Source organism: Croceicoccus esteveae, from assembly GCF_031846435.1.
Taxonomy (GTDB): domain Bacteria; phylum Pseudomonadota; class Alphaproteobacteria; order Sphingomonadales; family Sphingomonadaceae; genus Croceicoccus; species Croceicoccus esteveae.
The window spans coordinates 303856-325134 of sequence record NZ_JAVRHS010000001.1 but is presented as its reverse complement, the minus strand read 5'-3'; the positions used below and the strand labels follow the sequence as shown (position 1 = coordinate 325134).

Genomic DNA, 21279 nt, shown 5'->3' with positions numbered 1-21279 from the left:
ATCATCAAAAGGCGGCGCACAGCACTTGTTGCTGACATAATGCACAGGCGCAGCTAAGGGCGGCAAATGACCGAACTCTCGCTGATCCGCAATTTTTCCATCATCGCGCATATCGACCATGGCAAATCGACGCTTGCCGACCGCCTGATCCAGACAACGGGCGGGTTGAGCGAACGCGAAATGAGCCAGCAGGTGCTGGACAATATGGACATTGAGAAGGAACGCGGCATCACCATCAAGGCGCAGACGGTGCGCCTCGATTACACCGCCAAGGATGGCAAGACCTATGAGCTCAACCTCATGGACACGCCCGGCCACGTCGATTTCGCCTATGAAGTGTCGCGCAGCCTAGCCGCCTGCGAAGGTGCGCTGCTGGTGGTCGATGCGGCGCAAGGGGTGGAAGCGCAGACGCTTGCCAACGTTTACCAGTCGATCGAGCATGACCATGAAATCGTGCCCGTCATCAACAAGATCGACCTGCCCGCCGCCGAGCCGGAAAAGGTCCGCACCGAAATCGAGGATATCATCGGCATTGATGCCAGCAATGCGGTAATGACCAGCGCGAAATCCGGCATCGGCATCGAGGATGTGCTGGAGGCGATCGTCGCCCGCATCCCGCCGCCTGTGGGCGAGCGCGACGCTGCGTTGCAGGCGATGCTGGTCGACAGCTGGTACGACCCCTACCTCGGCGTGGTCATCCTGGTGCGTGTCATGCAGGGCGTGCTGAAGAAGGGCTTGAACATCAAGTTCATGCAAGGGCAGACCGAGCATCTGGTCGACCGGGTCGGCTGCATGCGGCCCAAGATCGAACAGCTTGCCGAACTTGGTCCCGGCGAGATCGGCTTCATCACCGCGCAGATCAAGGAAGTGGAACAGGCGAAGGTCGGCGACACCATCACCACGGTGAAAGGCGGCGCGACCAAGGCGCTGCCCGGCTACAAGGAAGTGCAGCCGGTGGTGTTCTGCGGGTTGTTCCCTGTCGATGCGGCCGATTTCGACAAGCTGCGCGAATCGATCGGCAAGCTGCGATTGAATGACGCGAGCTTCTCCTTCGAAATGGAATCGAGTGCTGCGCTGGGTTTCGGTTTTCGTTGCGGATTTCTCGGCCTGCTCCATCTGGAAATCATCCAGGAGCGGTTGAGCCGCGAATATGATCTGGACCTCATCACCACCGCGCCATCTGTCGTCTATCGCCTGACCATGACGGACGGCACCACGCAGGAATTGCACAATCCTGCCGACATGCCCGATCCGGTACGGGTGGAAACGATGGAGGAGCCGTGGATCAAGGCAGTGATCTACACGCCCGATGAATACCTAGGGCCGATCCTGAAGCTGTGTCAGGACCGGCGCGGCATCCAGCGCGACCTGACCTATGTGGCGGGGCGCGCGCAGGTCACCTACGAACTGCCGCTGAACGAAGTGGTGTTCGACTTTTACGACCGGTTGAAATCCATCAGCCGGGGCTATGCCAGCTTCGACTATCAGCAGATCGGCTTGCGCCAAGGCGATCTGGTGAAGATGAACATCCTGGTCAACAACGAGCCGGTCGATGCCCTGTCCATGATCGTGCACAGGAGCCAGGCGGATATGCGCGGCCGCGGCCTGGTCGAGCGGCTGAAGGAGCTGATCCCCCGGCACATGTTCAAGATCCCCATTCAGGCCGCGATCGGTGCCAAGGTGATCGCGCGCGAAACGATCAGCGCGATGCGCAAGGATGTGACGGCGAAATGCTATGGCGGCGACATCAGCCGCAAGAAAAAGCTGCTGGAAAAGCAGAAGGAAGGCAAGAAGCGGATGCGTGAATACGGCAATGTCAGCATTCCGCAGGAAGCCTTCATCGCCGCGCTGCGCATGGGCGAGGAATAAGTCACAGCTTGCACGAACCCTGCGCCACTTGCGCAGGATCGGCGCTTTGCTAAGAAGCGCGCAACCCGCGCGCTGGCGCAGCGCACCCGCAAAATCAGTAAGAAGGCAGGCTCGATGCAGAAGATCAAGGTAAAGAACCCCGTTGTCGAGATCGACGGCGATGAGATGACCCGCATCATCTGGCAGTGGATCCGCGACCGGCTGATCCTGCCTTATCTCGACATCGACCTGAAATATTACGACCTGTCGATCGAATATCGTGATGAGACGGACGATCAGGTTACTATCGATGCCGCCAATGCCATCAAGGAACATGGCGTCGGCGTTAAATGCGCGACGATCACGCCCGATGAACAGCGGGTAGAGGAATTCGGTCTCAAGCAGATGTGGCGCTCGCCCAATGGCACGATCCGCAATATCCTTGGCGGCGTGGTGTTTCGTGAACCGATCGTGATCGACAATGTGCCGCGGCTGGTGCCCGGCTGGACCGACCCCATCGTCGTTGGCCGCCATGCGTTCGGCGATCAGTACAAGGCGACCGACACGCTGATCCCCGGCCCCGGCAAGCTGCGGCTGGTGTTCGAAGGCGACGACGGCAAGGTGATCGACAAGGAAGTTTTCCAGTTCCCCAGCAGCGGCGTCGCCATGGCGATGTACAATCTGGACGATTCCATCCGCGATTTTGCCCGCGCCAGCTTCAATTATGGCCTGAACCTCGGCTGGCCGGTGTATCTGTCGACCAAGAACACGATCCTCAAGGCCTATGATGGCCGCTTCAAGGATCTGTTCCAGGAAGTATTCGACACCGAAGGCTTTGCCGAAAAGTTCAAGGCGGCGAACATCACTTACGAACATCGCCTGATCGACGACATGGTCGCCTCAGCGCTCAAATGGAGCGGCAAGTTCGTGTGGGCCTGCAAGAATTACGACGGCGACGTGCAGTCGGATACCGTTGCGCAGGGTTATGGCTCGCTCGGCCTGATGACGTCCGTGCTGCTTGCGCCCGATGGCCAGACGGTCGAGGCCGAAGCCGCACATGGCACCGTCACGCGTCATTACCGCCAGCACCAGCAGGGCAAGGCGACATCCACCAACCCGATCGCATCGATCTTTGCCTGGACGCGCGGGCTGATGTATCGCGGCCGTTTCGACGACACGCCAGAGGTGGTGGAGTTTGCCAGGACGCTGGAACGGGTCTGCATTCAGACGGTTGAAAACGGCCAGATGACCAAGGATCTGGCGCTGCTGATCGGCCCGGACCAGAACTGGCTGACGACGGAACAGTTCTTTGAAGCGATTGTCGGCAATCTGGAAGCGGAAATGGCGAAGGGCGCCTGATCCTTCGCAAGCCACGTTGAACGGCACCGGGCGCACGCGCGAACGGTGCCGTTCGTCTTTTCGGCATGACACGATAACGAAAGCAGGCAGGATCATGGCCAATACCAAGGCACGTCTCGAGGTGCGGCAGGCAAAGGCCGGCGATGTCAGCGCGATTGCCGCCCTGATCCGGCGCGCCTACACCGATCTTCCCGCCTACACCTTTGGTGAGATCCGCGGGCAGATCAACAATTACCCCGATGGCTGCTTCATCGCCAAGCTGGATGGAACGCTGGTCGGCTATTGCGCGTCGATGCGTATCGCGGGCGATGTCGCGTTGAAGCCACACAGCTGGGACGAGATTACCGGCAATGGTTTCGGCTCCCGGCACAACCCGACCGGTGACTGGCTGTATGGCTATGAAATGTGCGTCGATCCCGCCGTGCGCGGCACCCGTATCGGGCGCCGGCTTTATGAAGAACGCCGCGCACTGGCTGAACGGCTTGAGCTTTCCGGCATTGCCTTCGGCGGCCGCATGCCCAATCTGGCGCGCAACTGGCGCAAGGTCGATGGGCCTGAAGACTATCTGAAGCAGGTGGAAGATGGCAAGCTGCACGATCCTGTCCTGCGCTTCCAGCTTGCCAATGGGTTCGAACCCATCGGCATTCTCAAAGGCTATCTGCCCGAGGACAAGAAGTCGAAGGCCTATGCCGTGCACATGGCATGGCGCAACCCCTTCGTCGATCGTGACCAGCCCAAGAAGTTCCGCCTGCCCCGCGATGTTGAAAGCGTGCGCGTCGCCACCTGTCAGTTGCAGGCGCGCGCGGTGAAGGATTACGACGAGTTCATGCGCGGCGTAGAATATTTCGTTGATGTTGCCGCTGATTACGAAGCGGACTTCATCCTCTTTCCGGAATTGTTCACCCTGCCGCTCCTCTCCTTCGCGGATCAGGAGCTGTCACCCGGCGAAGCGATCGAGGTATTGTCCGCCTACACGCCGAAAATCCGCGAGGCGCTGTCGAAGATGGCGCTGGAATACAACATCAACATCATCGGCGGATCGCACCCGACCCGCATGGAGGATGGCGACATCCACAATGTCGCCTATGTGTGCCTGCGCGACGGATCGATCCATGAACAGGAAAAGATCCACCCGACCCCGAACGAGGATTACTGGTGGAACATTCGCGGCGGCGACAGCATCGATGCCATCCCCACTGACTGCGGACCGATCGGCGTCCTCATCTGCTATGACAGCGAATTTCCGGAACTTGCCCGCAGGTTGGTCGATGAAGGCGCGCGCATCATCTTCGTGCCGTTCTGCACCGACAGCCGCCAAGGATACATGCGCGTGCGCTATTGCGCACAGGCCCGCGCGATTGAAAACCAGTGTTTCGTGGTCATGAGCGGCAATGTCGGCAATCTGCCAAACGTCGGCAACATGGACATCCAATATGCGCAAAGCTGCATTCTGACCCCATGCGATTTCCCGTTCGCGCGCGATGGCATCGCCGCCGAAGCGACGGAAAACGTGGAAACATTGACCATCAGCGACGTCAACCTTGCCGATCTGTCCTGGGCGCGCGCCGAAGGCACGGTGCGCAACCTGGCCGATCGCCGCTTCGATCTTTACCAGATCGAATGGGCTGGCAAGGTCGGCAAACCGCTGGAACAACATGCCGGTGAAGCAGCAGAGGCATCAGGTGGCAGACCGCTGGGACCAAGATCGCCGGGCGGCGGTTGATGTTTCAGGACGTCCATGCAGAGGCGGTGTCGGTTGCCTGGCCGGCAGGCAGTCTGCCGTCGTGTCGGCTGCCTTGATGCTGGCAAAATTCTGCACGTGCAGCTAAGGCTTCTCACAGATGGCAAGTGAACTTCAGATGTCGCCCGTTTTGTCGGACGCGCTTGTCATCCTTGGTGCAGCGGGCATTGTCATCCCAGTTTTCGCCCGCTTTCGCATAACGCCGATCATCGGGTTCATTCTCGTTGGCATGGCAGTGGGGCCTTACGGGCTGGGCCGCCTGGTATTCGAGCATCCATGGCTGCAATATTTCTCTATTACTGATCCCAAGGGGCTGGAGCCTTTTGCGGAATTCGGCATTGTCCTTCTCCTGTTTACCATTGGTCTTGAACTGTCGTTCAACCGATTGTGGTCGATGCGCCGGCTGGTGTTTGGCCTTGGGGCACTGGAACTGGCGCTTTCTGCTGCGCTGATCGCCTTTGTGCTGATGGTGATGGGCCAGTTCTGGACAGGCGCTCTTGGTCTGGGGCTGGCTTTGGCGCTGTCGTCCACTGCCCTGGTCCTGCCAATTTCCGGAACGCGATCGCCGGTTGGCAAGGCAGCGCTGTCCATGCTGTTGTTCGAAGACATCGCTATCGTGCCGATCATCTTTCTGCTTGGGGCAATGGCGCCTTATGCAGCGGCAGGCGGCATGGACGGCCTGGTCACGACCTTGTGGACAGGGGCACTGACCATCATTGTCCTGATGATTGCCGGCCGGTTCCTGCTGCCAAAGCTGTTCGCGCAGGCCGCACGCACGAAAAGCCCGGAACTCTTCCTCGCTGCCAGCCTGCTCGTGGTCATCGTATCGGCGCTTGCCACTGCGGCCGTTGGCCTGTCACCGATAGTCGGCGCGTTGCTGGCCGGATTGTTGATAGCCGAAACCGAGTATCACACCGAGGTGGAAGGGATCACTGCTCCCTTCAAAGGGCTCGCTTTGGGAGTCTTCCTGATTACCGTCGGCATGGGAGTAGATCTCGCCGTCATCGCTGATAATATCACGGCCATCGGACTTGCCGTCGGCGGCGTGCTGTTGCTCAAGGCCTTCGTCACAGGCTTTCTGCTGCGGCTCATGGGTGCTGCTCGCGGCACGTCCATCGAAACTGGCATCATGATGTCCAGTCCTTCGGAGACAACGCTCATCGTTCTTTCGGCTGCTGCAAGCGCACAGTTGATCCAGCCCCAGACAGCGCAATTCTGGCAGATAGTAACCGCGATCGGCCTGACAATCACACCGGTGCTGGCACTGCTTGGCCGGATTGTGGCGCGCCGCGTCGATGCCGCTGGAATGGCGCCTGTCGAAGTCGAAGCGCATGTGCCCGATCGCGCGATCATTCTGGGGTATGGTCGGGTCGGACAACTCATTGCGGACATGATGACGCGCCATGACCGCAAGTTTCTTGCCATAGATGGCGACCCGACCAACATTGCCGTGGCACAGGCGCGCAAACATCCGCTGCTATTTGCTGACATCAGCGGTCCGGTCCTTGACCGGCTGGATGTCAGCGATGCTGCAGCATTCATCATCACCATGGACGAGCCGGTGCTGACCGCCCGTCTGGTGCGCAAGCTGCGCAACCGTCATCCCGCCATTCCTATCCTGGCCCGCGCACGCGATTCCGCGCATGCGGCGGAACTTTACCGCGCTGGTGCCACCGATGCAGTCCCCGAACAGTTGGAAAGTTCCTTGCAATTATCGGAGTCGGTTCTTGTAAGCATGGGTGTAGCCATGGGTCCGGTCATCGCCTCGATCCACGAAAAGCGGGATGAATTTCGCGAGCGCATCATGCGCGAAGGCGAATTGACACAGAAACCCAAGCTGCGCCCTTCACTCAGCGACAGGGATGCTACGCAAGCGCTCGCAGAAACTGCATGAGCCGCTGCCTTCCTCAACGCTGGTCCTGTTACAGCGCTCCTCAGGTTTAGCAGCGCTGACGCGACACCCGGAGAGCGCAGCGCAGGGTGCGTTATGCGCCCCGGAACCTCAGCCTGCGAGTGCCGCCCTTATTGCATCAAGCGCTGCCTGCGCTGCCGCGCCGTCCGGTCCGCCGCCCTGCGCCATGTCAGCCCGGCCACCGCCGCCTTTTCCGCCAAGCTCCGCTACGCCGGTCTGTACCAGTGTAACAGCGCTGAACCGCTCGGTCAGATCATCCGTAACCGCCGCAGCCAAAGCCGCCCGGCCGTCGTTCACCGCCACGATGGCGGCCACTCCCGAACCCAGGGCCTTTTTGGCCTCATCGAGCAGCCCGCGCAATTGCTTGGCGTCCATGCCTTGCAGGATCTGCCCCGAGAACTTCACACCATCAATCGTTTCAGCAACGGAGGAGCTGGCCTGGTTTACACCGCCTCCTGCCTGAGCAAGCGCCAGCGCCTTGCGCAGCTCGGCCACTTCGCGATCCAGTCGTTTGCGCTCCTCCGCGAGCGCGCCGACCCTGTCGGCAGCTTCGTCGGGAGATGTTCTGAGCGTTGCCGCGATCGTCTTGAGGGCATCTTCGCGACCAATCAGCCATTGCCGCGCCGCTTCTGCGGCGAGTGCCTCGATCCTTCGCACGCCTGACGAAACCGCTGTTTCCGACACGATGCGGAAAATGCCAATGTCGCCAAGTGCATCGACGTGAGTGCCTCCGCACAATTCGGTTGAATATGCAGCGGCAGTTTCGCCGCCCATGGCAAGCACCCGAACCTCGTCGCCATATTTTTCGCCAAAGAGTGCCATTGCCCCTGCCTCTATCGCCTCGTCCGGGGTCATCAGGCGCGTAGAAACAGGCGCGTTGCGCCGGATCTGTGCGTTTACCTCAGCCTCGATCGCCGCGATATCGGCCTCAGTGAGTGGGGCAGGATGGGAAAAATCAAAACGAAAGCGATCCTGCGCCACCAGTGATCCCTTTTGAGTAACATGCGCCCCGAGCCGATGACGCAGGGCCGCGTGGAGCAGATGCGTCGCTGAATGATGGGCCCGTATGGCATCCCGGCGGGTCGTGTCTATTGCCAGATGGACGGTTTCGCCGCGAGCAATGCTGCCACTTTCGATCGTGCCATGGTGGGCGATCAAGCGCCCCAGCGGCTTGGAGCAATCGTCGATAGGCAAGCGCAGACCGGCGCTATTCTCGATCAGGCCGTCATCGCCACTCTGGCCGCCACTCTCGCCATAGAACGGCGTCTGGTTGACGACCAGCATGACTTCATCGCCGACATCGGCAAATTCGACTTCCATGCCGTCGACAACGATAGCGACGATCCGCCCTTCGCCATCACTTGCCGTGTAGCCGGTAAATTCGGTGCTGCCCTCGCGTTCGGCAATGTCGAACCAGATCGCCTGCGATGCCGCTTCACCCGACCCCTTCCAGGCAGCGCGGGCAGCCTCCTTTTGCGCCGCCATTGCATTATCAAACCCGGCGCGATCAACCGCGATATTGCGCGACCGCAACGCGTCCTCGGTCAGATCGTAAGGAAAGCCGTAGGTGTCATAAAGCCGGAACGCAGTCTCACCCGGCAACTCGTCACCCTCATCGAGGCCGGCCGCCTCCTCGTCCAGAAGGCGCAGACCCTTGTCGAGTGTCTGGCGAAAGCGCGTCTCCTCGCGATCAAGCACCTCCTCGATCAGCGGCTGCGCCCGTGCAAGTTCGGGATAGGCCTGACCCATCTCACCGACAAGAGCGGGAACGAGCCTGTGCATCAACGGACGTTCGGCGCCCAGCAAATGGGCGTGGCGCATGGCACGTCGCATGATCCGGCGCAGCACGTATCCACGTCCCTCGTTCGACGGCAGCACCCCATCTGCCAGCAGGAACCCGGCGGAGCGTAGATGATCCGCAATGATCCGGTGGCTGGCGGCGTGCGGCCCATCGGCGGCAACCCCGGTGTGCGCTTCTGATGCCGCGATCAGCGCCTTGAAGATATCTATGTCATAATTGTCATGCACGCCCTGCATGATGGCAGCGATCCGTTCGAGCCCCATGCCGGTGTCGATAGACGGCCGCGGAAGCGGGGCGCGCGAACCGTCAGCCGCCTGCTCGAACTGCATGAAAACCAGGTTCCAGATCTCGACGAAGCGGTCGCCGTCTTCCTGCGCAGAGCCGGGCGGTCCGCCAGCGATGTGCGATCCATGATCGTAGAAAATCTCGCTGCACGGGCCACATGGCCCGGTATCGCCCATCGACCAGAAATTGTCAGCGCTGGCTATCCGGATGATCCGTTCATCAGGCAGGTCGGCAATTTTCTTCCAAAGATCATATGCTTCGTCATCGGTATGATAGACGGTGGCCGTCAATCGTGCAGGATCAAGCTTCCACTCCCGGACGAGCAGCGTCCAGGCATGCTCGATTGCCTGTTCCTTGAAATAGTCACCGAAAGAGAAATTGCCCAGCATTTCAAAGAAAGTATGATGCCGTGCAGTGTAGCCCACATTATCAAGATCGTTGTGCTTGCCGCCTGCCCGAACGCATTTCTGCGCCGAGGTGGCGCGCGGCTCGACACGGCTTTCCAGCCCGGTGAACACATTCTTGAACGGGACCATGCCTGCGTTCACGAACATCAGCGTCGGATCGTTGTACGGAACCAGCGGCGCCGAGTGCAGCCGCTCATGTCCCGACGCGGCAAAATAGTCGAGAAAGGAGGCGCGAAGATCGTTGGTCGAAGTCATGACGCAGGAGTTAGACAAGGCCGGTTGTCACCACAAGCTGCCATTTTGTTGCTGGAGTCGTAGTCAGCCAAGATGCTGTCACCCGGCAGGAGGTCACAGCAACATCAATCTGTCGTCTTCTGCATGACCGAACTGCGTTACCTGGTGCTTCCAAGCGCCACAGCCATCACCAACCATGATCTGGCAAGCAAGAACTCTCATCCCCGAGCCATCCTGAAGGCAGCATGCGACGGCCCGCTTCGCACGCTGCTCCAGAAAATTCACACGATTAGCATCATTCCTCGTCGGTGCCGGGATTCGTCATCATTTCCTCGGCCACCTTGTCGGTGCGGCCGCGAATGGCGGCTTCCAGCTTTTCGCGCATCTCGCCATTTTCCTTCAGGAAGGTCTTGGCGTTCTCACGCCCCTGACCAATGCGTACGCTGTCATAGCTGAACCAGGCGCCAGACTTTTCAACCAGCCCTGCCTTGACGCCAAGATCAAGTATTTCGCCAATCTTGGAAATACCCTCGCCATACATGATGTCGAACTCGACCTGCTTGAACGGCGGCGCAACCTTGTTTTTCACCACTTTGACCCGCGTCGAATTACCGACAATCTCGTCTCGATCCTTGATCGGACCGGTGCGGCGAATATCCAGCCGGACCGAGGCATAGAACTTGAGCGCATTGCCGCCGGTGGTGGTTTCGGGATTGCCGTACATCACGCCAATTTTCATCCGCAGCTGGTTGATGAAGATCACCATGCATTTGGAGCGATTGATCGATCCGGTCAGCTTGCGCAGCGATTGCGACATCAGGCGCGCCTGCAAGCCGACATGGCTGTCGCCCATCTCGCCCTCGATCTCGGCGCGGGGCACCAGCGCCGCCACCGAATCGACCACCAGCACATCAACCGCATTGGAGCGCACCAGCGTATCGACGATTTCAAGCGCCTGCTCGCCAGTGTCGGGCTGCGAAACGATCAACTCGTCAACGTCAACACCCAGCTTTTTGGCATAAACCGGATCAAGTGCATGTTCGGCATCAACAAACGCCGCAGTGCCGCCGTTCTTCTGCGACTCGGCGATAACATGCAGCGCCAAGGTGGTTTTTCCCGAGCTCTCCGGGCCATAAATCTCAATGACGCGGCCTTTCGGCAACCCGCCGATACCCAGCGCAATGTCGAGGCCCAGCGATCCTGTCGAGATCGCCTCGACGTTCATTGCCTCCCGGCTGCCCAGCTTCATTGCCGAGCCTTTCCCGAATGCCCGATCGATTTGAGCGAGTGCGGCGTCCAATGCCTTCTGCCGGTCCAAACTGTCTTCCTTCACAAGCTTGAGATTTGCTGCCATCCGATGCTTCCCTGCAGTGCTACGATGCTGACGCCAAAGGTCAACCGGACGTTAACACTACAACAACACGGTTAGGAGAACAAGACAAGAACATCAATCAGGCGCAGGCTGCGGTTCCAGCAAGGTTGCAACCTTCGTGCCGATGTCGGTCATGGTGAACGGCTTGGCCAGGAAATACATTCTTGCGATGTCGATTTCCCGGCGCAGCTGTTCCTCGGCATAACCTGACATGAAAATAACCGGCAGGTCCGGATAGCGCTCGCGGATTGCCTGCATCATCGCCGGACCATTTAGATTGGGCATCACGACATCGCTGATTACAAGATCGAAAGGCTCCTGCTGCTCGATGCAGCGCAATCCTTCCTCGCCATCGGCGGCAGTGGTCACGGCATAACCAAGCCGCGTCAGCGAGCGCTGCGCAACAGTGCGCACCATATCCTCATCCTCCACCAGCAAGATCCTGCCGGTGCCGCCATACCGGCGCTTGGGCTCCTTGCTCGCCACATCCGGCGCGCTGCCCATGTCATCGCCTGGAAGAGCATTGTACACCGGAAGATATACACTGAAGCGCGCGCCGCCCTCGGCATGGTTATCGGCAAAGATGAAGCCGCCCGACTGCTTGACGATGCCATAAACCGTCGACAAGCCAAGCCCTGTACCCTTGCCCAGTTCCTTGGTCGTATAAAACGGCTCGAAGATCTTGCCGAGACGATCAGGCGCGATGCCGGTTCCGGTATCCTCCACCACAAGCGCAGTATATTCCGCAGGAGGAAGAATGTCATTGTCCATCCTGCGCACATCTGTGGGCGACATCCGGCGGGTCGAGATGGTCAGCCGCCCCTCGCCGCCTTTTTCCGCAATGGCATCGCGTGCGTTGACAGCCAGATTGATGATAACCTGCTCCAGCTGCTGAGGGTCGGCGCGAACAGGACCAAGCCCCAGCTGGTGTCGCACTTCGAGCCGGATATCCGCACCTATCAGACGTTTCAGCATTGCCGAAACTTCGGATAGGACCTCTGGAAGCTGCACGATTTGCGGACGCAGCGTCTGCTGCCGGGAGAAGGCGAGCAATTGCCGGGTCAGCGATGCGGCCCGGTTGGCATTGCTCTTGATCATCGCCAGATCTTCGTAATCGCTGTCTCCGGGGGTGTGTCGCTGCGACATGAGGTCGCAGTAGCCGAGGATGGCGGTTAGCACGTTGTTGAAATCATGTGCCACGCCGCCTGCAAGCTGGCCCACCGCCTGCATCTTGGTGGCCTGTCCGATCTGCCGCTTCAGCCGCGCTTCCTCCGCCGCGTCCTTGAGGCTGAGGAGGACCGCCGCATCGCCGACGCCGTCAAGCGCCGTCACTCCCATCGTCAGTGGCTGCTCGGCTGTTGCCGCAAGCCGGATCGACAAGGCAGCAGCACCGCTGCGGCCTCCACTTTGACTGATCGCCTCTTGCAGTGCACCGCGGTCCTCCGGCACCACCAGTGCCACGGCAGACGACGGCAGATCGCCGTCGGCTGCTTCGCCATGAACTGCCTGGCGGAAGGAAAGATTGGCAAACAGGATGCTTCCGTGCCGATCCAGCAGCGCCAGACCAATCGGCAAAGTCGCAAGCAGACGCTGTGCGTGTTCGAGCGTGAGCGGCTCTCCAGCGCCTGCGCCTTTGGCGGGTGCCTGCTGGCTGAAACTCCAGATGACGAAGCCATTGCTGCGCCCTCCGCTACGCAGATCCAGTGCCCATTCACCGCCATTGCAATCAGACACGGTGCCAAAAGCCTGACCATGCAACAAGGCGGTGCGCAATGCTTCGTCGATGCGGGTTGGTCCCTCGTCATCGCCTTGAGCCGAATGCAGCAAGCCGGCTGCTCCAAAAGCGTCTTCATGAGCAGCATTGGCGCATATCATCCGGCCTGCCCGATCGGTTATCGCCACCGGGTTGGCGGTCCCGTTGAAAGCCAGCAGAAGCACTGCGCGGTCAGGCTGCAGATCTGCACGACGCTGCCATCGGTCCTTTCGGTAAGAACCGGCACCTGCAAGCGCGGTCAGCAGCAGCGTCGCCCCTGTGTAGCCGGCAGTCAGCGTCCAGCTTTGGAATGCCCATTGCAGAAGCGCCGCAGTCGTCAGCAGAAGTGCGCAGATGGCAAGGAGGGCAGGCGCTGCTGCCGATACTGATGCCATCAATCGGCGAAACGGGGATAGCGGAGCAGATGACGCTGGCAGAGATGTCAGGGTGGGCAAAGCGTTTTCACCTGCAGGCACGTTCCAGCCTCCCTTGCGTCCATCTTTGTCCCAACGCACTGCGTCAACCCTGTCTCCGCCGGCCGCGTGCACTTGCGACCGGATGCCGCGGCCGCACGGCCGCGATTAATCCCGCGGCGGCTTGTTCATGCTCGTCTCACGCGGTCCTGACAGCAGCCGCATGCGTTTGCGCGCAATCCACCAGCGCCACAGGAAGCTCGATACCACATAGCCAACAGCCGCAGACACCACCGCCAGCACGACAAAGCCAAATGCCGTGATGCCGGCAACCTCCAGCGACCAGCCGATTTGATCCCACAGGCTCGACCCTGATCCGCTGCCGCCGACAACGATATGCGCAGGAGGTCGGGGAAACAGATCGACCTTGAAGACAAACTGCCCGACCCGGGTAGCCGTGACCAGCCAGAACGGCAGAGTGAACGGGTTGGTGACAAAGGTGACCATTGCTGCCAACGGCACGTTCGCGCGCAACGGCAGCGCCAGAAATGCTGCAAGAAATATCTGCCCAAAGGGTATGATGAAGCTGGAAAAAAGACCAAGCGCGACCCCGCGGGGCACCGATCGGCGGGTAAAACGCCACAGTTCGGGGCTGAGAAACCGGTGCGCAATCGGCGCCAGGAACCGGTTGCCGGCCATCGCTCCTCGCGTCGGCATCTTGCTGCGGGTCCAACGGGCAATACGGCGTTTCATTATCCGTTTTGGCCTACGCCGCACTGCCCCGGCGTGCAATCCAAGATTGATCCGATATGGTCGCAAGGAAGCTTGGGCGTCGACAGCTTGACTGCTGCATTAACGCAGACCCCGCTTCATCCGTGTTCGCGCAGCAATCTTTGCTGTTGCCGTTTCCAGTCGCGATCCTTTACCGTTGCACGCTTGTCGGCAACGTTCTTGCCGCGTGCGAGGGCAAGTTCGACCTTGGCGCGGCCTTGTGCGTTGAAATACACTGACAGCGGCACCAGTGTCATGCCCTTGCGTTCCACCGCACCGTGCAGCTTGGCAATCTCGCGTTCATGCAGCAGCAGCTTGCGCGGACGTTTGGGTTCATGATTGTTGCGGTTGCCATGGCTGAACTCCGGGACGTTGGCGTTGACCAGCCACACCTCGCCCTTGCGCAGTTCGGCATAGCTTTCCGCGATTGACCCCTCACCGCCGCGCAGGCTCTTAACCTCGGTTCCGGTAAGCGCGATGCCAGCTTCGAACACGTCCTCCACATGATAATCGAACCGGGCGCGCCGGTTTTCGGCAACGGTCTTCTGCTTGTCGAAGGTGCTGGGTTTTGGTCGGGCCATGGAAGCGCGATGTAGGTCAGCAGCGCAGCAAATAAAAGAGTGTTAGAGCAATCCTGCATGCACCAGCGCATCGTCCACCGCGCGGCGGGCAGCAGCATTGCAGGGGGTCAATGGCAGGCGGACAGCGTCGGTAAGCCAGTCGTGAACCTGCGACAGCGCGTATTTCAGCGGTGCCGGCGAAGCATCCTCGAACATGGCATAATGCAGCGGGTAGAGCCGATCGTTGATCCGGCGGGCCTCGGCAAAATCATTGCGGGCACATGCGTCCTGAAATTGCGCGCACAGGCCGGGCGCTACATTGGCAGTGACGGAAATGCAGCCGACCGCCCCTGCGGCATTGGCCGGCAACGATAATTCGTCATCGCCGGAAAGCTGGCAGAAGTCGCGGCCGATGCCCATGCGGTGATCCACCACGCGCGACAGGTCGCCGCTGGCATCCTTGATCCCGATGATCTTGTCCGGAAACAGATTGACCAGATCGCAAACGGTTTCAGGTTCGATGTCCGTCACCGTGCGGCCCGGCACGTTATACAGCACGATCGGCAGATCGGCATTGCGGGCAAGATGGGAGAAATGCGCGATCAGCCCCGCTTGCGCAGGCCGGTTATAGTAAGGTGCGACGACCAGCGCGGCGTCAGCCCCTACGCTTGCGGCATATTCCATGTGCATCAGCGCCGATGCCGTATCGTTCGATCCGCAGCCGGCAATTACCGGCACCTTGCCTGCTGCCTGCTCGACACAGATGCGGATCACCTTGTGATGCTCCTCATTGCTGAGCGTCGATGCCTCTCCTGTCGTGCCGCACGGGACCAGCGCAGTCGATCCGGATGCGATCTGCCAGTCCACCAGCCGCCGGAAAGCCGCCTCGTCGATTGCGCCATCGCGAAAAGGTGTCACCAGCGCAGGAATGGACCCTGAAAACATCGACATGGCTCCGAATGTTTGTGTATCTGTATCTTGGCAAGCAGAACGACGCCTGTGGCCACAGTTTGGTACCAGCCAGACAGGCGTTCACCGCGTGATAAGGAGGACCGGCCCATAATGTCCAGCATGACCATGCAACAAGATCGCAAACAGTTTCCCGCCAGCAGGGATTCAACGCCGCGTGCCCGGGCTCTACGCAGCGCAATGGTGGCCGTGCTTGCCACCTGCATGGTTGGCTCGACTCCACTGCTGGCTCAGGATGCACAGGGCTTCGGGCAGCTCACCTGGAACCCATCTGACTGGGATCGCGCGCGCATCCAGCACATGGCGATGCAGCCAGGGCCCATGGCGCTTGCCGTAGGTCGTTGGAACACGCTTACCACGACGCGCAATCTGGGCTTTGATGCCTATGCCGAATTCCTGTTGCGCTACCCCGGATTTCCCAAGGAGGAATTGCTGCGCGCCCGCGCCGAGGACGGGCTTGAAGATACCTACGTGGATCCGGCGCGGCTCGTGCGGTATTTCGACGCTTTTCCACCTGTCGGCAATGCCGCCCGTGCACAATATGCGATCGCCTTGCGGGCGCTTGGCCGCTCCGAAGCATCGGGCGTGGCCAGAGCCGCGTGGCGCGGCGGCACGATGTCGCCGGTCGCAGAAGCAATGCTGTTTGCTGATTACGGGCGTGACCTTACGCCTGATGATCATGCCTCGCGAATGGATTCGCTGCTCTGGCAGAATGATCGCACAGCGGCGGAACGGCAGATTGCGTTCGTCACCGGACCGCAGCGATCAATCGACATGGCCCGGCTTGCCGCGATGCAGGGCAGCACGCCTGCCGCCCTTGGCCTGACGATCCCTCCACAAGCTTACAGCGATCCTGGCTATATCTACAATCGCGCCCGGCAAATGCGGGAATCGGGTCAGCCTGGTGCAGCGCAAAGCCTGCTTGCCAACGCTCCGCCGCTCACCCGTCTCCCCGATAATCCGGAGCGGTGGCTGGAGGAATTGCGGCGCAACGCCGAAAGCGCTTTGAAGGCAGGCGATCTTGCGATGGCCGTGCGCATCGCTGATCGTGCGGTGGAGGCGTTTGCTCCCGGTACTGACGTAAGCAAAATGTCCAGCTCCATCCGCGACGATTACGAAAAGCTGTTCTATCCGGTTGGCGAAGCGGCGCTGGCGCGGGGCGATGCTGCCAGTGCGGCGCGCATGTTTGCCACCTATGGCGCATCGCAACGCACAGCCCCTGCCCGCAGCAAGGGGTTCTATTTTGCAGGGCTTGCTGCAGAGCGCGCAGGCCAGCGGGATTTCGCCTCCCGTGAATTTGCCGCAGCAGCAGGGTATCCCGATCAGTTTTACGGACAGCTCGCGCTGGAAAAGCTTGGCCGCCCGCTGACGCCGTCGCGCATCGCGCTGCCTGAACCTTCCGAAGCTGCGAGGGCTGCTTTTTACGCGCGGCCGCTGGTGCAGGCGGTAAGCGAAGTGGGGCGTATCGGTGACTGGAAAACCGCTGTGTTCTTCTTTCGCGAACTTGCCGAACAAGCGGTCACGGACGAGGATTTCGCACTGATCGCGCAGCTTGCCCGCACGACCGGTCGGCGTGACCTTGCCGTCATCGCGGGACGCGAGGCGGCGACCAGGCAGGTCTACGGATTTGCCCCTCACGCCTTTCCCCGCGTCGATGTGCCGCTCGGCAACAATGCAAACTGGTCGATCATCCATGCCATTGCGCGGCAGGAAAGTCAGTTTGCCACCGATGCGGTCAGCCATGCAGGCGCGCGTGGACTGATGCAGCTCATGCCGGGCACCGCGCAGGAACAGGCCGGCAAGATGGCGTTGTCGTACAATCGCGCAGCATTGATCGACGACCCGCAATACAATATCCGGCTGGGCTCAGGATATTTCAGCCGCATGATGGACGTATTCGGCGGAAGCTATCCGCTGGCGATCGCGGCGTATAATGCCGGACCCGGTAATGTGGGCAAATGGTTGCGTGCCAATGGCGATCCGCGCAAGGGGCAGATCGGCTGGGTCGACTGGATCGAGGCGATCCCGTTTACCGAAACGCGCCGCTACGTTGCGCGGGTGCTTGAGAACGCGGCTTTCTACGATGCCCTCTATCCCGACGCAGGGATGCGCAGCGGCACTTACCCCCTCAGCCATTATATGGGCAAGCAACCCGGCTGATGGTGCGGCAGGCCTGCCGTAGCCATTTTGCTCTGATATGAAAAACCGGGCTGCGAACTGCGCAGCCCGGCATGTCTTCACGGCACAAGCCAGCTTGCGATCAGAAGCGGATACCGTACGACGCGACAATCTGATGGCGGTCGAGGTCGACATCGTAACGATCGCTGTCAGGGCCGTTGTCGAAGTCGATTTCCGCCTTGCTGTAGTTGGAATAACGATATTCCAGCTTCGTAAAGCTGTTCTGGTTCAACGCATATTCCAGACCCGCGCCAATCCGGAAACCGTCGGCGTGGATGTTTTCGTCGCGAAAAAACTCGCCAAGAGTGCTGCGCAATTCGAACTTGCCGTTAGTGTAGCCGCCCTTGGCATAGGCAAGCAGGTCAGGACGAACCTTAACACCGACACGTCCGCCGATATAGAGATCGCGGCCGGTCTTTACCCGACCGATGCCGAAATCATTAACATCGAGATTGTTGGTGTAGTTCTTCTTGCCTGTAGAATCGGTGAACTCACCTTCGATACCTGCAACTGCACCGCCAAGATCGATGTCATAACCTACGCCGACACCATACAACAGTCCGTCAACTGACTCTCCATCAGGCTTCGCGATGTCATAGCCAAGCAGGCCTTCTACCCGCGCTCCGGTGAAGGTGTTTGCGACCTGCGCTTGTGCCGGAACGGCAATGGCGGTCATGGCGGCGCCGGATGCGAGGGCGATTACAAACTTGTTCATTTACTGCTCCGTTGTTCCCTGAGAAGGATCCCCATGGGGTGAGAACCTGTTGAATGATTGGCTCTGCCAACGGTTTCATGAACCTGAGACAACATGTCTCACCACCAGCGAAAATTGTCACCCTGCTTATCAAATGTATTTGTAATCAGTATGTTACTGAACGGCTTGGAACGCATTCTGCGACATTTAAGCAACACTTTGCGCTGCAACTGTTTGCACTCTATATGCGGGCCATGCAGATCCCCGGCCATATCGACCCCGTGCCTGTCCCGCGTGAAGTCACACCGCGCGCCGATGGCCGCATTGACATTCTGGGTTTGCCCAAATCGCGTATTGCCAGCCTGCTCGCGGACGCAGGGCTCGACACGCGGCTGGCAAAGCTGCGCGCCAAGCAGCTGTGGCACTGGATGTATCACCGCGGTGCGGCTGATTTTGCCGGCATGACCGATATTGCCAAGCCGATGCGCCCTTGGCTTGCCGAACGCTTCGTAATCGCGAGGCCAGAGATCGTCGAGGCGCAGCAATCGCGCGACGGCACCCGCAAATGGCTGCTGCGTACGGCCGACGCGCATGATTACGAGATGGTGTTCATCCCCGATGCGGATCGCGGCACGCTGTGCATATCCAGCCAGGTCGGCTGCACCTTGAACTGTCGGTTCTGCCACACCGGCACCATGCGGCTGGTCCGCAACCTCACCCCCGGCGAGATCGTCGGACAGGTCATGCTGGCGCGCGATTCGTTGGGCGAATGGCCGAGGGGCCGCATGGATGTGCCGGACGAGGAGACGGAAAGCGAATACCGCGCCGACGGGCGGTTGCTCACCAATATCGTGCTGATGGGCATGGGCGAGCCGCTGTACAATTTCGACAATGTGCGTGACGCGATGGCCATCGTCATGGATGCCGAGGGGCTCGCCCTGTCAAAGCGGCGGATCACGCTGTCAACCAGCGGAGTGGTGCCGATGATGGCCCGCTGCGGGGAAGAGATCGGCGTCAATCTTGCCGTTTCGCTGCACGCGGTGACGAAAGAGGTGCGCGACGAGATCGTGCCGCTGAACCGTAAATATGGCATTGAGGAACTGCTGCAGGCCTGCGCCGATTACCCCGGCGCGTCCAACGCACGGCGGATCACCTTTGAATATGTCATGCTGAAAGGCCGCAACGACAGCGACGATGATGCGCGCGAACTTGTCCGCCTGATCTGCAAATATGCCTTGGCCGCGAAGGTCAACCTGATCCCGTTCAACCCCTGGGACGGGGCGCCTTACCAATGCTCGGACCCGCAGCGGATCCGCAGCTTTTCGAACATCATTTTCGAAGCCGGGATCAGCGCGCCGGTGCGGACTCCTCGCGGGCGCGACATTGACGCTGCCTGCGGCCAGCTCAAGACATCTGCTCACAAACAGAGCCGTGCGGAGCTCGACAGGCTGGCGGAAGAAAAGCAGCTTGCGCTGGGTTGATTCCATCGACGTGGCAGCGATGCACACGCTGATCGGGACGGTCGCACACGGAGTTTTTCATGAAGATCCTGCAGATTGACCGCAGCACCAGCTACGATCGTTCAGTGAGCCGCATCTTGACCGGCGCAATACTGGACCATTTTACAGCCAAAGGTTCCGGCGCCAAAATGGAACGCGATCCCGGCGCCATGCCGCTCCCCCACCTTGATCGTGTAACCACAGGCGCTATCCGCCTGCTGCCTGAAGATCATGATGCGAAGATGGCATGTTCGTCCGATTGCGCGGTACTGGACCAGTTCCTCCAGAGCGATGTCGGGATTACCGGTGCGCCGATGTACGATTTTACGTTCTCAAGCGCAGTGAAGTCATGCATGGACCGGCCCGGCGAGCCGGATCTGACTTATCGTTATGATGAAGTTGCGTCGCATTTCCTGCCGGCGGGCGCAGGATTGTCATCGCCTCTGCGCAGGGTGGCTAATATGAACAGGGCGGACCACAAGAGCATCAGGAATGTCTGTTGAAAGCCTTCTTTGCGCTCATCGGCATGAACAATACCTCCGTCATTCGTGTCGACAAGATCGGCTATGGAGCCGAAGTGCGGGACAAGCGCATTGCCGCTGCAAAGGCAGAGATCGCAAGATCATGATCGGTTTCGCGGCGCAGGCCTCTGGGGTATCGGCATGAGCGCCGGAGCGGTGCTGATCACAGGAGGCGCAAAACGGCTGGGTTCGGTGATGGCGCGGTGTTTCGCGGACGCAGGGTACCATGTGATCATCCATTATCGGCGCTCGGCGGCTGCCGCAGCCGCGCTGGCTGCCAACCTGCCGGACGCGTCGACAGTGGAGGCAGACCTCGGCGATCCTGCCGAGGCGCGCGCAATGGTCGAACGCCTGGGTGCCATGCACCCCGATTGGCGCGTGCTGGTCAACAATGCGGCGATTTTCGAGCCTGACACGACGCAGCAGGACACACAAGCAGGGGATTCGCAGGCGATTTTTTCGCCCGCCTGCCTTGCCCGTGCAATGACCATCAACGCCGCCTCACCGGTTGTGCTGGCCCAGACCTTCCTGCGCTGTGCAAAGACTCGCGGACATGCCGGGCGCAGGGTCATCAATGTCATTGATCAGAAGATCGCCAACATGAACCCTGATTTCTTCTCCTATACCATGGCCAAGCAGGCGCTTCATGCCGCGACCCGCATGTTGGCGATGGAGCATGCCGCAACTTCGGACCGGATCTACAGCCTGTGCCCCGGAGCCATGTTGCCAAGCCACGACCAGCGCAGCGAGGAACACCAGATCAGCGGCCGGATGAACCTGCTGGAACGGCTGGTCGAGCCAGAAGAACTTGCAGCTGCCGCCGTGTTCCTGGCACAAGGGACTGCCGCAAATGGCCAGACGCTGTTTATCGATGCGGGCCAGCACCTGCTCGACCAGCCGCGTGACGTACTCTACCTCGCCCGCCAGAGCACAGGGAGAGGCTGAGCGCCTCTCCCTTGCAT

Annotated in this window: 15 protein-coding genes; 8 read left to right on the top strand and 7 right to left on the bottom strand. The window is 60.2% G+C overall.

Annotated elements, in window-relative coordinates:
- The first annotated feature begins 66 nt into the window (after nucleotides 1-66).
- The 4 genes from lepA (at nucleotide 67) to RM533_RS01495 (ending at nucleotide 6842) form a co-directional block, all read left to right on the top strand.
- Nucleotides 67-1869 carry a translation elongation factor 4 gene (gene lepA / locus RM533_RS01510; RefSeq protein WP_311339414.1) on the top strand — a complete coding sequence of 601 codons (1803 nt, stop codon included), beginning with the start codon at nucleotides 67-69 and terminating at the stop codon, nucleotides 1867-1869.
- A gap of 114 nt (nucleotides 1870-1983) precedes the next feature.
- The gene (locus RM533_RS01505) at nucleotides 1984-3207 is read left to right on the top strand and encodes an NADP-dependent isocitrate dehydrogenase (RefSeq protein WP_311339413.1); all 1224 of its coding nucleotides are present in this window, start codon (nucleotides 1984-1986) and stop codon (nucleotides 3205-3207) included.
- A 94-nt stretch (nucleotides 3208-3301) separates the two neighbouring features.
- Nucleotides 3302-4930 (top strand): GNAT family N-acetyltransferase, encoded by a 1629-nt coding sequence (locus tag RM533_RS01500; RefSeq protein ID WP_311339412.1) that lies wholly within the window; start codon nucleotides 3302-3304, stop codon nucleotides 4928-4930.
- Nucleotides 4931-5048: 118 nt separating this feature from the next.
- Nucleotides 5049-6842 (top strand): cation:proton antiporter domain-containing protein, encoded by a 1794-nt coding sequence (locus RM533_RS01495; RefSeq protein WP_311339411.1) that lies wholly within the window; start codon nucleotides 5049-5051, stop codon nucleotides 6840-6842.
- Nucleotides 6843-6950: 108 nt separating this feature from the next.
- On the opposite strand, the gene alaS is transcribed toward RM533_RS01495, so the two are convergent.
- The 6 genes from alaS to dapA all read right to left on the bottom strand — a co-directional run bounded on the left by alaS (nucleotide 6951) and on the right by dapA (nucleotide 15401).
- A complete protein-coding gene (gene alaS / locus RM533_RS01490) occupies nucleotides 6951-9608 on the bottom strand; it encodes an alanine--tRNA ligase (protein ID WP_311339410.1) in 2658 nt (885 codons plus the stop codon).
- Between the two features lie 274 nt (nucleotides 9609-9882).
- Nucleotides 9883-10941, bottom strand: coding sequence for a recombinase RecA (recA, locus tag RM533_RS01485; protein WP_311339409.1), 1059 nt, complete (start codon nucleotides 10939-10941; stop codon nucleotides 9883-9885).
- 93 nt (nucleotides 10942-11034) lie between these two features.
- The gene (locus RM533_RS01480; protein WP_311339408.1) at nucleotides 11035-13107 is read right to left on the bottom strand and encodes a response regulator; all 2073 of its coding nucleotides are present in this window, start codon (nucleotides 13105-13107) and stop codon (nucleotides 11035-11037) included.
- A gap of 186 nt (nucleotides 13108-13293) precedes the next feature.
- Nucleotides 13294-13878, bottom strand: a complete 585-nt coding sequence (locus RM533_RS01475) for a DUF2062 domain-containing protein (RefSeq protein WP_311339407.1) — start codon at nucleotides 13876-13878, stop codon at nucleotides 13294-13296.
- 116 nt (nucleotides 13879-13994) lie between these two features.
- Complete coding sequence (gene smpB, locus RM533_RS01470) at nucleotides 13995-14477, bottom strand: SsrA-binding protein SmpB (protein WP_311339406.1); 483 nt, start codon at nucleotides 14475-14477, stop codon at nucleotides 13995-13997.
- Between the two features lie 42 nt (nucleotides 14478-14519).
- Nucleotides 14520-15401 carry a 4-hydroxy-tetrahydrodipicolinate synthase gene (gene dapA, locus RM533_RS01465; protein WP_311339693.1) on the bottom strand — a complete coding sequence of 294 codons (882 nt, stop codon included), beginning with the start codon at nucleotides 15399-15401 and terminating at the stop codon, nucleotides 14520-14522.
- A gap of 117 nt (nucleotides 15402-15518) precedes the next feature.
- On the opposite strand from dapA, the gene RM533_RS01460 reads away from it, so the two are divergent.
- Nucleotides 15519-17585, top strand: coding sequence for a lytic transglycosylase domain-containing protein (locus RM533_RS01460; protein ID WP_311339405.1), 2067 nt, complete (start codon nucleotides 15519-15521; stop codon nucleotides 17583-17585).
- A gap of 100 nt (nucleotides 17586-17685) precedes the next feature.
- Here the strand turns inward: RM533_RS01460 and RM533_RS01455 are convergent, their stop codons facing one another.
- Nucleotides 17686-18318, bottom strand: a complete 633-nt coding sequence (locus RM533_RS01455; protein ID WP_311339404.1) for an outer membrane protein — start codon at nucleotides 18316-18318, stop codon at nucleotides 17686-17688.
- A gap of 224 nt (nucleotides 18319-18542) precedes the next feature.
- On the opposite strand from RM533_RS01455, the gene rlmN reads away from it, so the two are divergent.
- The 3 genes from rlmN to RM533_RS01440 all read left to right on the top strand — a co-directional run bounded on the left by rlmN (nucleotide 18543) and on the right by RM533_RS01440 (nucleotide 21262).
- Nucleotides 18543-19778: a dual-specificity RNA methyltransferase RlmN gene (gene rlmN / locus RM533_RS01450; RefSeq protein WP_432265001.1), complete on the top strand. Its 1236-nt coding sequence runs from the start codon at nucleotides 18543-18545 to the stop codon at nucleotides 19776-19778.
- A gap of 59 nt (nucleotides 19779-19837) precedes the next feature.
- Nucleotides 19838-20299, top strand: coding sequence for an NAD(P)H-dependent oxidoreductase (locus RM533_RS01445; protein WP_311339402.1), 462 nt, complete (start codon nucleotides 19838-19840; stop codon nucleotides 20297-20299).
- 159 nt (nucleotides 20300-20458) lie between these two features.
- Nucleotides 20459-21262 carry an SDR family oxidoreductase gene (locus RM533_RS01440; RefSeq protein ID WP_311339401.1) on the top strand — a complete coding sequence of 268 codons (804 nt, stop codon included), beginning with the start codon at nucleotides 20459-20461 and terminating at the stop codon, nucleotides 21260-21262.
- Nucleotides 21263-21279: the final 17 nt, after the last annotated feature.

Excerpts from the sequence above, each read along its gene's own strand:
- RM533_RS01460 (WP_311339405.1), top strand. The coding sequence starts at position 15,519 with ATGTCCAGCATGACCATGCAACAAGATCGCAAACAGTTTCCCGCCAGC.
- rlmN (WP_432265001.1), top strand. The coding sequence starts at position 18,543 with ATGCGGGCCATGCAGATCCCCGGCCATATCGACCCCGTGCCTGTCCCG.
- alaS (WP_311339410.1), bottom strand. The coding sequence starts at position 9,608 with ATGACTTCGACCAACGATCTTCGCGCCTCCTTTCTCGACTATTTTGCC.
- RM533_RS01505 (WP_311339413.1), top strand. The coding sequence starts at position 1,984 with ATGCAGAAGATCAAGGTAAAGAACCCCGTTGTCGAGATCGACGGCGAT.
- lepA (WP_311339414.1), top strand. The coding sequence starts at position 67 with ATGACCGAACTCTCGCTGATCCGCAATTTTTCCATCATCGCGCATATC.
- dapA (WP_311339693.1), bottom strand. The coding sequence starts at position 15,401 with ATGTTTTCAGGGTCCATTCCTGCGCTGGTGACACCTTTTCGCGATGGC.
- RM533_RS01440 (WP_311339401.1), top strand. The coding sequence starts at position 20,459 with ATGAGCGCCGGAGCGGTGCTGATCACAGGAGGCGCAAAACGGCTGGGT.
- recA (WP_311339409.1), bottom strand. The coding sequence starts at position 10,941 with ATGGCAGCAAATCTCAAGCTTGTGAAGGAAGACAGTTTGGACCGGCAG.
- RM533_RS01455 (WP_311339404.1), bottom strand. The coding sequence starts at position 18,318 with ATGAACAAGTTTGTAATCGCCCTCGCATCCGGCGCCGCCATGACCGCC.
- RM533_RS01500 (WP_311339412.1), top strand. The coding sequence starts at position 3,302 with ATGGCCAATACCAAGGCACGTCTCGAGGTGCGGCAGGCAAAGGCCGGC.
- RM533_RS01445 (WP_311339402.1), top strand. The coding sequence starts at position 19,838 with ATGAAGATCCTGCAGATTGACCGCAGCACCAGCTACGATCGTTCAGTG.
- RM533_RS01475 (WP_311339407.1), bottom strand. The coding sequence starts at position 13,878 with ATGAAACGCCGTATTGCCCGTTGGACCCGCAGCAAGATGCCGACGCGA.
- smpB (WP_311339406.1), bottom strand. The coding sequence starts at position 14,477 with ATGGCCCGACCAAAACCCAGCACCTTCGACAAGCAGAAGACCGTTGCC.
- RM533_RS01480 (WP_311339408.1), bottom strand. The coding sequence starts at position 13,107 with ATGGCATCAGTATCGGCAGCAGCGCCTGCCCTCCTTGCCATCTGCGCA.
- RM533_RS01495 (WP_311339411.1), top strand. The coding sequence starts at position 5,049 with ATGGCAAGTGAACTTCAGATGTCGCCCGTTTTGTCGGACGCGCTTGTC.